The sequence below is a fragment of the Actinoplanes sp. NPDC026619 genome, assembly GCF_040638295.1.
Lineage (GTDB): Bacteria > Actinomycetota > Actinomycetes > Mycobacteriales > Micromonosporaceae > Actinoplanes.
Genome location: NZ_JBEZYA010000003.1, coordinates 402,397 through 414,897 on the forward strand (window position 1 = coordinate 402,397; position 12,501 = coordinate 414,897).

Consider the following 12,501-nt stretch of genomic DNA (forward strand, 5'->3'; position numbering starts at 1 on the left):
CGTGACGGTTCTCGCGGCCGACGGGCGCGCTCAGCGCATGAGAGTGTGCGGACTGGATGCCCTTGTGACGGTCTGATTCGGCTCCAGTGCGGCGCGGGCAGTGAACTCAGCCCGCGAAGTTCGGCCACCGTCGCAAGTCTGCGGCCACGCCGGGGTCGAGCGCCTCGATCGCTGCTATCGCCTCGTCCTGAGTCGGCGCGGGCTTGCCCAGCAGGTCGATCAGACGCCGTAGCGCGGTGACACCGGCGTTGGTCCACAGGCGCTTGGTCAGCACTTGCAGTCCGAACTCGAACCACACATAGTTCGCGCCGTCTCCGTCGGTCGCCCGGCCCATGTCCGTGAGCTCGCTGAACTGCCACGACGACCTGGTGGAACGCCAGCAGACCTGGACGACGGTGAGGAGCGTCTCCTCGAGATCGGGCTCGACCTCGCTGACGTATCCCTGCAACGCCAGATTCGCGAGCATCTCCCGCAGCCAGAACGATGTCGGGTCCGCCTGGTCGCCGACCGGGTGGAGGTAGTGCCCGATCTCGTGGGAAACGAGCAGGTCCGCGAAGCCGCCGAGCCTGATCGGGTCGCCGTAGACGCGGGACCAGCTCGGCCCGGTCGGGCGGGGAGAGGAACGGCTCGATCGAGTCGAGCACTACGTCCCAGAACTCGGCCGGTTCCTGCCCCACCACTATTCGGTCGGGTGACTCGTGCGGCATTCCGTAGACCGGGAAGGAGGCCACCGCATCCCAGTCGTCGCGGCCCACGACGTACAGGTCCGGTATCCGGAACTCTCCCACCACCGTTTTCAGCCAGCCGACCATCCGCTCGGCCTGGTCTGCGATCAACCGGCCCCGGGCCGCTCCACCGGGGCTCACCAGGACTGGAAAGCTCCAGCCGGCCAGGACTTCCAGTTGACTAGGCATGGGAGGTGGGCAGGCCCGAACTGCGCGTGATGAGGGCATCGAAGGCCCGATCCGGCAGCACCCTGCGCGTGATCAGGAGCGGCCGGGCCCCGAAGCCGGCGACGTAGCGGGTGCGGGGGCGGCGGGCCGTGGCGGCGCGGGTCACGACGCGGGCCACGACGTCGGGGGGCGAGGTCCTGGGCGCGTCCGGCCGGGAGCCGTTGTCCAGCGATACGGCGATGGCCTCGGCCTGGTCGCCGTAAGGCCCTGAGCCCGAGGTGGCACGGAGTTTGCGGGCTGCGATGCTGCCCCACTCGGTGCGGATCAGACCGGGCTCGATGACGACGACGTCGATCCCGAAGCGCCGCAGCTCCAGGCGCAGAGCGTCGCTGAGCCCTTCGACCGCGAACTTGCTGGCGTGGTACCAGGCGCCCAAGGGCGTGGCGAGCCGGCCGCCCATGGAGCTGATGTTGATGACGGTGCCGCTGCGCTGGGCCCGCATGGCCGGAAGCACAGCCCGGGTGAGGTTGGCGAGACCGAAGACGTTGACCTCGATCTGGGAGCGGGCCTCCGACATCGGGACGTCCTCGAGCGCGCCGTACGAGCCGTACCCGGCATTGTTCACCAGGACGTCGATCCGGCCGTGGGCCGCGAGGATGTCCGCGACGACCTTCTCGGCCGACGACTCGTCGGTGACGTCGAGGGCGACGGTGTGCAGGCCCGCGGCGGCCAGTGCCGCCATCCGGTCGACGCGGCGAGCGGCGCCGTAGACGACGAAGCCGGCGTCGTGCAGGTGGCGGGCGGTGCTCTCACCGATGCCCGAGGAGGCCCCGGTGACCAGGGCGATCTTGTGACCCATGGGATGTCCTTTCCTGGCCGACGGCGGCCGAAGGGGATGTCAGGAGCCGGCGCGACGGAAACGCGCGCGCGTCGCGGCGAAGGCGAGGGCCAACAGCCGCGGCCACGTGGGGCGGATGGCGTACCGGGCGAACCGCGTCGACAGGTCGAGCCAGCCCCGCCTGCTCGACATGATCAAGTGGCCCGGCGAGGTGAAGCCGCTGACCACGATCGACTTCTCGGCGTTCTCGTACCCCAGGAGGTTGCCGAAGTTGCCGCGACCGGTGACGAACTCGCGGCCCTCCTCGTTCCCACCCCAGATGAGGTAGGGGTTCGTCCACACCATCGGCGGCATCGTGTTGACGCCGATGGCGCCGTAGCGAAGCGTTGTCACCGCGCGATCCACGGTGGCCGCGTGGGTCTTGCGGGTGTCCTCGTCGATGAGGATCGTCGCGGCCAGGGTGCCGAGGAGCTTCTCGTTGGCGAACTCCGCCGCGGCGGGAAGGAACGCCCCGGCGTCGGACGCCACGTCGAGGGCGACCTCGCTCATGATCTGGCAGAACGCCTCGTGGTCGAGGGCGAAGCCCTCGGTGCCGACGTCCTCGATCACCATGACCTGCGAGGCGGGGCGGTTGTCCACGGGCTGGACGAGCCGCCCGCCCGGATAGGCGTCGCGGAAGGCCGCGAAGGTCTTGTCGGCCCCGGGGTAACTGGTGCTGGAGCCGGGCGTGAGGTCCCGCAGGGCAACGGTGATCGCATCCAGGAGTTGCCGCCGCTGCGGCCAGTGCCGGCTCGTCACCAGGGTCTGTGTGCGGCCGCAGATCGAGCCGCCGCTGATCGTGACGATGGTGGCGATCTGGAGCGCCTGGTGGTGGATCTCCCGCTCGGTCCACGGGCGGTCGCCGGGAACGACGATGCACGGGTTGTTGCCGCCGCACTCGGAGACCAGCTCGGTGTCGGTGGCCTCCATGATCGCCTTGGCGGAGCCGGTCCCACCGGTGAAGTAGATCTTCGAGAGACGAGGGTCGTGGGTCAGGGCGCGCCCCTCGCTGGCCGGGCAGAAGGCGGCGGCGTGGACGTCGACGAGCGGTTGCAGGACCTTCTCCCACACCCGGTCGGCGTCCTCGTTGAGGTGGTGGGGCTTGTGGACGACCACGCAACTGTCGACGAAGAGGGCCCGGATCATCTCGAAGGACGAGGCGACGTTCCCCGCCCCGAGCACGGCGATGATGCCGCCGGGCTTGGCATAGGGATCGACCCGGCGCGGCTCGCCGACGACGCGCAGCACATCGGTCCGGTCGCCGTTGAGGAGGCGGTCCTTGGCGCGCGGGGAGACCCGGACGTCGAAGCGGCCGCCTCCGGCCGGATTCACCGCGAGCGGCTGGAGCGGGCGGGCGCGGACCAGGCCCTCGTAAAGGTCGATGGCGGCCGCGACGTTCGAGGGCAGCGGCACCAGGACGCGCTACATGCTGGTGCCGAGCTGGTGGGCGTCGGCCGGGTTGGCGGGGTCGATGCCCTTCGCGTGGCAGTCCGCCGCCACCAGCTCGTCGAAGTGTCGGTCGATGTTGGCCTGGACCAGGCGAAGCAACCTCAACCGCTCGGCCGGCGGGGTGGCCCGCCACCGGTCCGGGTCGACCCAGTCGACAGCCTCCAGGGCCTCCATGACGTGTTCCTCCCTCGTCCGCCGGGCAGATAGTAGACCGGCGGTACATAAGCTAATGTACCGCCGGTCCGCAGTCAATGGACCGGCGGTCGACTATCCTCGAGGGGTGGCAACCTTCCATCGCGCCCGCAGCGACGAGCAGCGCGAGGTGCGGCGGCAGAGCATCCTGCAAACCGCGGCCGGCATGCTGGACGAGATGCCGGTGGCCGCGGTCAGCCTCAACGAGCTCAGCCGCCGGGTCGGGCTGGCGAAGTCCGCCCTGGTGCGCTACTTCGAGTCACGCGAGGCGGTGCTGCTCGACCTGCTCTCCGAGGCGGCCGCCCGCTACCGGGCCGAGACCGCCGAGACGTTCCCCGGGTGGGTCGACCCCTCCGCACCAGCTCCGGGGCGGGCGCGCCAGGTCGCGGCCCGGCTGGCCACCACGTTCGCCGCCCACCCGATGCTGTGCGAACTGCTGAGCGCGCAAAACGCCATCCTCGAGCACAACATCTCCGTCGACGTCGCGACCAGGTTCAAAAGGTCCTCCCGGGACGCCATTCGCTGGCTCGGCGAGCAGCTCCGCGTCCTGCTCCCCGAGCTCGACGACGGGCGGGCGCTCCGCGCCGCGCACATGGCCATCATCCTCGCCGGCGCCCTGTGGACCCGCAGCCGTCCCGCCCCCGCACTGCTCGCCGCCTTCCAGGCCGATTCGAGCCTGTCGTTCATGCACCCGGCCTTCGCCGAGGCCTTCGAGACCGCGATCGCCACCTTTCTCACGGGTCTCCTCGCGGAGGCCGCCGACGCGACCTGACCGGCATTCCGCTCCTGCTGCGCATGGCCGGATCCTGGGCATCGTGGATCATCAGCGGATAGGCATTCAGGTCGAGCTGCGTGTGGCCGGCATGCGGGTACAACGGCTACCGGATCCAGCCGATGGGTTCTTCGATGCTGCTGGCGACTTGGACCGGCTCGTATCTGACCGGAATCGAGCACTCGGGCTGTTCGGTCGGGTCGATCCCCACCGGAGTGAAGAGAAGGCCGCCCGCTCCGGTGACGACCGGTCAGAGGTGAGCGCCGCCGGTGGCATCAATGCACTGGCCGGTGATCCAGCGCGCGTCGGGCGAGGAGAGGAAAGCGACGACATCGGCGATGTCGGCCGGCTGACCGATCCGCCCGAACGGGGAGAGTGAGCCCCAAAAGGCGAGCTGCTCGGGGTCGTCGCGCAGCCAGGCGGCGTTGCTGTCGACGTCCACGATGCCGGGTGCCACCGCGTTGACGGTGATGCCGCGTTCGCCCAACTGCTTGGCCAGGGTAAAAGTGAGCGTGTTGAGCGCACCCTTGTTCAGTTGGCGCCCGCGATTACAGCGAGCGGGCCAGGGAGCGGCCGGCGGCTCGGCCGCTGAAGAGGCAGCCGCCCAGGAAGGTTCCCTCCAGGGCGTTGTAGCCGTGTACGCCGCCACCGCCGAAGCCGGCTACCTCGCCGGCGGCGTACAGGCCGGGGATCGGGGTGCCGTTGGCGGACAAGGCTCGGGACTCCAGATCCGTCTGGACTCCGCCGAGGGTCTTGCGGGTCAGGATGTGCAGCTTGATGCCGATCAGCGGGCCTGACTCCGGGTCCAGGAAGCGGTGCGGGGCCACCGTTCGGCCGAGGCGGTCGCCTCGGTAGCGGCGGGAGTTGTGGATGCCCTGGATCTGGGAGTCCTTGCTGTACGGGTTGGCGATCTGCAGGTCGCGGGACTCGACCTGGCGGCGGATCAGCGCGGTGTCCAGCAGCGGCTCGTCGGTCAGCTTGTTCATGCCGGACACCAGTTCCTCCAGCGTCGACGCCACCACGAAGTCGGCGCCGTTGCGCTTGAACGCCTCCACCGGGGCCGGGGCCTGCTTGCCGAGGATGCGTTCGCGGACGAACGCGCGGCGGTCCTTCGCGGTGATGTCCGGGTTCTGCTCCGAGCCGGACAGCGCGAACTCCTTGCGGATGATCTTCTGGGTGAGGATGAACCAGGAGTGGTCGTAACCGGCGATGTCCGGGGTCGTGCGCAGGTGACGCAGCGTGCTCATGGTGTCGTAACCGGGCAGGCACGGGTCGGGCAGCCGGCGGCCGAGCGCGTCGAACCACATCGACGACGGGGCCGGCAGGATGCGGATGCCGTGCCCGGGCCAGATCGGGTCCCAGTTGCGGATGCCCTCGGTGTAGTGCCACATCCGGTCGCGGTTGACCAGGCGCGCGCCGGCCGCACCGGCGATCTGCAGCATGCGGCCGTCCACGTAGGCGGGCACGCCGGTGATCATGCGGGCCGGCGGGGTGCCGAGCCGTTCCGGCCAGAAGCTGCGGACCAGTTCGTGGTTGCCGCCGATGCCGCCGGTGGTCACGACGACCGCCTGCGCGGTCAGGTCGAAATCCGCGATCTCGTCGCGGTTGGAGGTGACGCCGCGTGCCGCGCTGTCCGGGGCAAGGACCTTTCCGCGTACGCCGGTGACGGCGCCCGCCGTCACGACCAGCTCGTCCACCCGGTGGCGGTGATGGAACGTGACGAGGCCCGCTTCGGCGGCCTTCAGGACCGACGCGACGAACGGCGCCACCACCCCGGTGCCGGTCCCCCATGTGACGTGGAACCGCGGCACGCTGTTGCCGTGGCCGTCGGCGCGCAGGCTGCCGCGCTCGGCCCAGCCGACCGTCGGCAGCCAGCTCATGCCGAGCGACTTGAGCCAGGACCGTTTCTCGCCGGCGGCGAACTCGACGTACGCCCGGGCCCACTTGATGCCCCACGCGTCCTCGTCGCCGGGCCGGTCGAACTGGGCGCTGCCCTGCCAGTCGGACCAGGCCAGCTCGAACGAGTCGCGCACGCCGAGGCGCCGCTGCTCGGGGGTGTCGACGAGGAACAGCCCGCCGAACGACCAGAACGCCTGGCCGCCGAGGTTGGCCGCGTTCTCCTGGTCGACCAGGGCCACCCGCTTGCCGGCGGTGACGAGCTCATGGGTGGCGGCCAGACCGGCGAGGCCGGCGCCGACGACGATGACGTCCGCATTCACGATTCAGGAATGTATCGGATACAACTTTGAATTGGATAGGGTTCGCGATGTGCGGGTCACCAGAAGGCGGGCGGAGACACGGGCCCGGCTGCTCGAGGCCGCGTTCCGGGTGTTCGCGGCGAAAGGCTACGGCCAGGCGCGGATCGACGACGTCTGCGCCGAGGCCGGCTACACACGCGGCGCCTTCTATTCGAACTTCGGCACCCTCGACGAGCTGTTCTTCGCGCTGTACGACGAGCGCGCCGCCCTCATCGCCGCCCAGGTCGCCGACGCGCTGTCGGCCGAGGAGACCGTCCCGATCGAGCCGTCGATCCACGCCGTGATCGCCCGCACCGCCGCGACGCTGCTGCTGGACCGCGACTGGCTGCTGGTCAAGACGGACTTCCTGCTGCACGCGGCCCGGCGCCCCGAGGTCGCGGCCCGCCTGGCCGAGCACCGCACCCAGCTGCGAACCGCGATCGAGACCCGCCTGCGCGGCGTGCAAGGCCTGCTCGCGCTGCCCCCGGGCATGGCCGACGTGCCGGCCGCCGCCCACGCGGTGGTCGCCGCCTACGACGGCGTGACGGTCCAGCTCCTGCTCGACGGCGACATGGCGGCCGCCCGCGCGTGGTTGACCCAGCTGCTGACGGCGCTACTGGTCCGCTGAGCGCGACCCGGCCGAGCCGGAGCGGGCGAATAGCCATCGGCGTCCCCGGGACTTCCGGTTGCCCGTCAGCCCGAGATCTGCCTTGAGCAGATCTATCAGCTGGTAACGCTCACGATCGACGGCCGCCACCGCTGATTCCCACCCGGTGTCGTCGCGCACACGCCTCCGCATCACGGCGGCCCGAGAAGGCGGCCGGGATGATCGTGCCGCGATGTCGCCGTGCACCTTGATCACCTTTCCCACCAGCTCCTGCGCCGGCCTGGCGACATCCACACCGGCGAGGACTTCGATCTCGGCCGCCGCCGCTCGGAGGTTGGCCTCCTCGGAATCGCTCCAATGGTGGGCTACCGCGTGGGCGTAGCTCGCGCTGATCGATCTCAGATATTCCGCGTAGACACGTCGCTTGGTATCCCGCAGCGCATCCGCGACGAGCCAGCGCCGGTTGCGCCGCGCCTGGGCGTCCTGCAGAAGGCCACCGAGCAGAAGTCCCGACAAAGTCCCGATGACGCCGATAAGAACAGGGCTCATCGTCATCCCCAAACGGTTCATCGTTCGATGCCCGGCGGCATTCGGATCGAGTGTGGGCCGCTCGGCCCGCCGGCTCAAGGGCCGGGTGTTTCGTCCGACTCCACGGGGGACCGCGGACGAGCGGACATCGGGCCGATCGAGCGCAGGGCCCTTGACGTCGGCGGCCACCCAGTGTGCCGGGACTCAGGACCCGCGACAGCCGGCCGGTCATCCGGCGGTAAGCGGTGCGAGGGACGCCGGGTCAGCGGCGCCAGTACGAGACCTGGACACTGATGGCGGGCGACGCCGAGGTGATCTTCTCGGGTAGATCTTCGATGCGAATCACGGCCACCCAGTCGTCGGTCCGGACGCAATATGTTTGCTCTTCGGCGAGCAGGACGAAGTCCGGATTGTCGTCGTAGTTCAATCCATCGCAGGCCATGGGGAGGCCGCGGCTCGCGGCCGCCGGTGGCACCTCGGCGACTTCCACCTCGAGCTTCTTGTTCGGCGCCATGGTGAACACCGGCGTGGCGTCCGGGCGGCAGCCGGCCTTGATGTCGTTTTCCGGCGTACGACGCCGGCACTCGAACGTGATCGCCGCAGTGTCCGCCGGGAAGAGCTTGTCCGTGCGCGGATCGTAGTTGTTCTGCGGAATCTCGTAGGGCCGCATCAGGATCGATCGGGGGCCGGACCGGTCGGGGCGCGGCCCGGCCGGCGTCGATGGCGCCGGGTCGGTCGGAACCGGGCTCGAGGGTGAGGTGTCCGACGCCGTGGGCCGGGGAGTCTCTGGCGTGTCGCCATCACGGCCGGCCCACCAGGCCCCGGCCATCATCGCGACTCCGGAGGCCAGCAGCGCGACACCGACCGTCACGAGGATGTGCCGGTGTGATCGGACCGCGCGCTGCTCAACCGGGGACGGGACAGGCTCGGGGGTTCGGCGGCCGGCCACGGCCACGACCAAGCCGGCGACGGCGCACACGCCGCCGACAACGGAGCCGAGCTTGTCGAGAGTGTCGAGGGTTCCCACGGCGGTCAAAGGTATCGGAGGCTGTCGATCAAATGGTGGCGGGTCGGCGGCGACATCGGGCAGGCCGCAGCTCGTGCAGCTCGAGGTCGACGACGGCTCGGTCGAGCTACCACCGGGCATCGATGTTGTCGTGGTGGGTGCCTGTCCCCGGCTCTCGTCTCAGCGCTACGCGGAGCGCCACCGGGCGGCCGGGGTCAGCGGGACCGGGTCGGGGCGGTCGCCCGTGGTGGTCAGGTCGATGCGGTGGCCCTCGTCGGCGGCGCGGAGCAGGGACGTCATCGCGTCCAGGACGTGCAGGGCCAGGGCGCCGCTCGCCCGGGGTGCGGGGGCCGTCAGCATGTCGAGCAGGCCGATGCCGCGGGCGGCGGAGACGTAGCCGGCGGAGGGTTCCAGCACGCGCCAGTCCGCGGCGCCCGGCTCGAACAGGCGGACGTCGCCGTCGAAGCGGTTCGGGTCGGGGACGGCCAGGGTGCCGGTCTCGCCGTGCACCTCGATCGGGGCCGCCGTGGTGCGGACGGCGTCGAAGCTGGTGGTGATCGTCGACAGGGCGCCGCTCGCGTGATGCAGCACGCCGGTCACGTGGGTGTCCACCGCGACCGGGATCTGTTCGCCGGCGCGCGGGCCGCTGCCGATCACCCGGGCCGGGCGCAGGCGGGACGCGGCGCCGGTCACCGCGACGATCGGGCCGAGCAGGTGGACCAGGGCGGACAGGTAGTAGGGGCCCATGTCGAGGAGCGGGCCGCCGCCGGGCTGGTAGTAGAAGTCGGGGTGGTGGTGCCAGCGCTCGTGGCCGGGGGTCGCCATCACGGCCACGGCGGACAGCGGGCGGCCGATCAGGCCTGCGTCGACCGCGGCGCGGGCGGTCTGCACGCCGGTGCCGAGGACGGTGTCGGGCGCGCAGCCGATCGCGACCTCGAACGCGGCCGCCTGGGAGATCAGCGAGCGCGCGGCGGGCAGGTCGGCGGCGAGCGGCTTCTCGCCGTACACCTGCTTGTTGTTGGCGATGGCACCCAGCGCGACCGAAGCATGCGCCGCGGGCACCGTGAGGTTGAGGACCGTGCCGATCGAGTCGTCCTGAAGCAGTTCGTCGACCGGGAGGGCGCGGCAGCCGGTGATGCCGGCGGCGACCGACGCGGCGCGCGCCGCGTCGAGGTCGGCGACCGCGGCGATGGTCACCCGGGGGTGGTCGCGCAGGGTCGTGAGGTACGCGCCGGAGATCGTGCCGGCGCCTACGATGCCGACGCGGTGCGGCTCGCCCACAGCATGCCCCTCTCGATGACGGTCCGGACGTTCGGGTTCTCGAGGATGTCGAGGCTGTGGCCGGGGGTGGTGACGACGATCCGGCCCTTGCCCCACTGTCTGGTCCAGATCGCCGGCGAGGTGATCGGGCGATGCCACGGATGCCACGGCCGGACCGGATGGGTGGTGGTGGCGAGGACGTCGATGAGGTCGTCGTGGAGCACCCAGTACTGCTCGGTGGTCAGCTCGAAGTCGTCGATGCCGGCCGTGATCGGGTGATCGCGGCCGAGCGGCGTGATGTCGACAGCATATGTCAGGAAATTGTCGCTTTCGTCACCTTTGCGATCCGAAGCGATAATGCCGGGATGGGTCGTGAACTGGCCGCCGACCAGCTGCAGATAGTCCGAGGACGCGCGGAACGAGTCGGCGATGCCGCCGTGCCAGCCGGTGAAGCCCGTCCCCGCCGCAACCGCCTCGCGCAGCCCGGCCAGCGCGTCGCGCTCGATCGAGGACATGGTCACGCACTGCAGGATGAGGTCGGTATCCGACATGACCGATTTGTCGGCGTAAATCGCGGGTGAATCGAAGATCCGAACCTCGAAGCCACTGAGTTCAAGGAACGGGAGGAACAGCGAAGTGGCCTCGATCGGCCGATGACCTTCCCACCCACCGCGAACCACCAAAGCCTTCATCCCTTACGCCTACCAGATCAACACCGCCTGCGCCCACCAAAAGGCGTGAATACATAGACAAGCCTCAATCTGAGGACTAGCTTCCCGAGGAAAGCGCTTGCCTACCCTCCACCGAGTAGGAGCAGTGAGTAATGAAACGTGCCAAAACCCTGACGGCCGTGGCTGCCCTCGTCCTCGTCGGCTCCACCGCCGCCGTCGCGAGGGCTGCCACCGAGCCGGCGGCCCCCACCGCCGACGCGACCAGCACCACCGAGAATCTCAACCGCGGCCTGATCGTCCTCCGGGCCGGCACCGGCAACTTCCTGTCCTGGCGGTTGCTCAACTCCGACACGGCCGGCGGGACGTTCGACGTCTACCGCGGGTCCACCAAGATCGCGACGACGGCGCAGACCAACTACACCGACAGCGGCGCCGCGAAAGGCGCCACCTACGCGGTGCAACCGTCCGGGACCAGCACGCTGGCGGCGAACCCGGTCACCGCGCTCGCCGCCGCCTACACCGACGTGCCGATCCAGATCCCGGCCGGCGGCACCACCCCCGACGGCGTCGCCTACACCTACTCCGCCAACGACGCCTCCGTCGGCGACCTGGACGGCGACGGCTCCTACGAGATCGTCCTCAAGTGGGATCCGTCCAACGCCAAGGACAACTCGCAGTCGGGTTACACCGGCAACGTGTTCATCGACGCGTACAAGCTCAACGGCACCCGGCTGTGGCGCCTCGACCTGGGGAAGAACATCCGGGCCGGCGCGCATTACACCCAGTTCCAGGTGTTCGACTACGACGGCGACGGCAAGGCCGAGGTGGCCCTGAAGACCGCCGACGGCACCAAGGACGGCACCGGCGTGGTGATCGGCAGCTCGACCGCCGACTACCGCACCTCGGCCGGCTACATCCTGTCCGGCCCGGAATACCTGACGATGTTCAACGGGCAGACCGGCAAGGCGATGTCGACCGTCGACTACGTGGTGGCCCGGGGCACGGTCAGCGCCTGGGGCGACTCCTACGGCAACCGGGTCGACCGGTTCCTGGCCGGCACGGCGTACATCAATGGGTCTTATCCGTCGTTGATCACCGCGCGCGGGTATTACACCCGCAGCACCATCGCGGCGTGGGACTTCCGCAACGGAACCCTCACTCGCAAGTGGAACTTCGACAGCAATTCCTCCACGAACGGCTCCGCGTGGACCGGCCAGGGCAACCACCAGCTCTCCATCGCCGACGTCGACAGCGACGGCAAGGACGAGATCCTGTACGGGGCGATGGCCATCGACGACAACGGATCCGGCCTGTGGGTGAACGGTCAGGGTCACGGCGACGCCTACCACGTCGGTGACCTGATCCCGAGCCGCGCCGGCCTGGAGATCTTCAAGGTCGACGAGGACACGTCGAAGCTGGCCGCCTGGATGGCCGACGCCAAGACCGGCTCGATCATCTGGTCCAACGCGTCCTGCGGCTGCGACAACGGCCGCGGCGTCTCGGACGACATCTATGCCGGCAGCCCTGGCGCCGAATCATGGTCGAGCGGCGTGTCCGGCCTGTTCAACACGTCCGGCGCGAACATCGGCCGCAAGCCGTCCAGCACGAACTTCGTGATCTGGTGGGACGGCGACGCGCAGCGCGAGCTGCTCGACGCGACGCACATCGACAAGTACGGCACCAGCGCCGACACCCGGCTGCTGACCGCCAGCGGGGTGCACTCGAACAACAGCACCAAGTCGACGCCGTCGCTGCAGGCCGACATCCAGGGTGACTGGCGCGAGGAGGTCATCTGGCCGACGACCGACAACACGGCGCTGCGGATCTACTCGACGACCGACGCGACCAGCATCTCGCACGTGTCGCTGATGCAGGACCGGATGTACCGGGAGGCGGTGGCGTGGCAGAACACCGCCTACAACCAGCCGCCGCACCCGAGTTTTGCCCTAGGTAACTGATCGGTTGGGGGATGCCGCCACTCGTACGTGGCGGTATCCCCTGTTTGCGGC

At 69.8% G+C, this 12,501-nt stretch carries 13 protein-coding genes; 3 read left to right on the top strand and 10 right to left on the bottom strand.

Annotated features, from left to right (window positions below):
* Positions 1–106: 106 nt before the first annotated feature.
* The 4 genes from AB0E90_RS10200 to AB0E90_RS10215 all read right to left on the bottom strand — a co-directional run bounded on the left by AB0E90_RS10200 (position 107) and on the right by AB0E90_RS10215 (position 3,393).
* On the bottom strand, positions 107–466 hold the full coding sequence (locus AB0E90_RS10200; RefSeq protein WP_360402325.1) for a hypothetical protein: 360 nt from the start codon (positions 464–466) through the stop codon (positions 107–109).
* Positions 467–906: 440 nt separating this feature from the next.
* Positions 907–1,752, bottom strand: a complete 846-nt coding sequence (locus AB0E90_RS10205) for an oxidoreductase (RefSeq protein ID WP_360402327.1) — start codon at positions 1,750–1,752, stop codon at positions 907–909.
* A gap of 39 nt (positions 1,753–1,791) precedes the next feature.
* Positions 1,792–3,183: an aldehyde dehydrogenase family protein gene (locus tag AB0E90_RS10210; RefSeq protein ID WP_360402329.1), complete on the bottom strand. Its 1,392-nt coding sequence runs from the start codon at positions 3,181–3,183 to the stop codon at positions 1,792–1,794.
* A 9-nt stretch (positions 3,184–3,192) separates the two neighbouring features.
* Complete coding sequence (locus AB0E90_RS10215) at positions 3,193–3,393, bottom strand: hypothetical protein (RefSeq protein ID WP_360402331.1); 201 nt, start codon at positions 3,391–3,393, stop codon at positions 3,193–3,195.
* A gap of 106 nt (positions 3,394–3,499) precedes the next feature.
* Here AB0E90_RS10215 and AB0E90_RS10220 point away from each other — a divergent pair, with 106 nt between their 5' ends.
* Positions 3,500–4,183, top strand: coding sequence for a TetR family transcriptional regulator (locus tag AB0E90_RS10220; protein ID WP_360402333.1), 684 nt, complete (start codon positions 3,500–3,502; stop codon positions 4,181–4,183).
* Positions 4,184–4,433: 250 nt separating this feature from the next.
* On the opposite strand, the gene AB0E90_RS10225 is transcribed toward AB0E90_RS10220, so the two are convergent.
* Together AB0E90_RS10225 and AB0E90_RS10230 are read right to left on the bottom strand one after the other, a co-directional pair.
* The gene (locus AB0E90_RS10225; protein ID WP_360402335.1) at positions 4,434–4,832 is read right to left on the bottom strand and encodes an SDR family oxidoreductase; all 399 of its coding nucleotides are present in this window, start codon (positions 4,830–4,832) and stop codon (positions 4,434–4,436) included.
* Positions 4,732–6,402 (bottom strand): FAD-binding dehydrogenase, encoded by a 1,671-nt coding sequence (locus AB0E90_RS10230; RefSeq protein WP_360402337.1) that lies wholly within the window; start codon positions 6,400–6,402, stop codon positions 4,732–4,734. The genes AB0E90_RS10225 and AB0E90_RS10230 overlap by 101 nt, the downstream gene beginning before the upstream one ends.
* Before the next feature lie 49 nt (positions 6,403–6,451).
* Between AB0E90_RS10230 and AB0E90_RS10235 the strand changes: the two genes are divergently transcribed.
* Positions 6,452–7,048 carry a helix-turn-helix domain-containing protein gene (locus AB0E90_RS10235; RefSeq protein ID WP_360402339.1) on the top strand — a complete coding sequence of 199 codons (597 nt, stop codon included), beginning with the start codon at positions 6,452–6,454 and terminating at the stop codon, positions 7,046–7,048.
* Here AB0E90_RS10235 and AB0E90_RS10240 read toward each other — a convergent pair.
* The 4 genes from AB0E90_RS10240 to AB0E90_RS10255 all read right to left on the bottom strand — a co-directional run bounded on the left by AB0E90_RS10240 (position 7,034) and on the right by AB0E90_RS10255 (position 10,513).
* Positions 7,034–7,744, bottom strand: coding sequence for a hypothetical protein (locus AB0E90_RS10240; RefSeq protein WP_360402341.1), 711 nt, complete (start codon positions 7,742–7,744; stop codon positions 7,034–7,036). The genes AB0E90_RS10235 and AB0E90_RS10240 overlap by 15 nt on opposite strands.
* Before the next feature lie 73 nt (positions 7,745–7,817).
* Positions 7,818–8,510: a hypothetical protein gene (locus tag AB0E90_RS10245; protein ID WP_360402343.1), complete on the bottom strand. Its 693-nt coding sequence runs from the start codon at positions 8,508–8,510 to the stop codon at positions 7,818–7,820.
* 237 nt (positions 8,511–8,747) lie between these two features.
* Positions 8,748–9,842, bottom strand: a complete 1,095-nt coding sequence (locus tag AB0E90_RS10250; protein ID WP_360402345.1) for a Gfo/Idh/MocA family oxidoreductase — start codon at positions 9,840–9,842, stop codon at positions 8,748–8,750.
* Positions 9,812–10,513 carry a ThuA domain-containing protein gene (locus AB0E90_RS10255; RefSeq protein ID WP_360402347.1) on the bottom strand — a complete coding sequence of 234 codons (702 nt, stop codon included), beginning with the start codon at positions 10,511–10,513 and terminating at the stop codon, positions 9,812–9,814. The genes AB0E90_RS10250 and AB0E90_RS10255 overlap by 31 nt, the downstream gene beginning before the upstream one ends.
* Positions 10,514–10,644: 131 nt before the next feature.
* Between AB0E90_RS10255 and AB0E90_RS10260 the strand changes: the two genes are divergently transcribed.
* Positions 10,645–12,450: a rhamnogalacturonan lyase gene (locus AB0E90_RS10260; RefSeq protein ID WP_360402349.1), complete on the top strand. Its 1,806-nt coding sequence runs from the start codon at positions 10,645–10,647 to the stop codon at positions 12,448–12,450.
* Positions 12,451–12,501 lie beyond the last annotated feature (51 nt).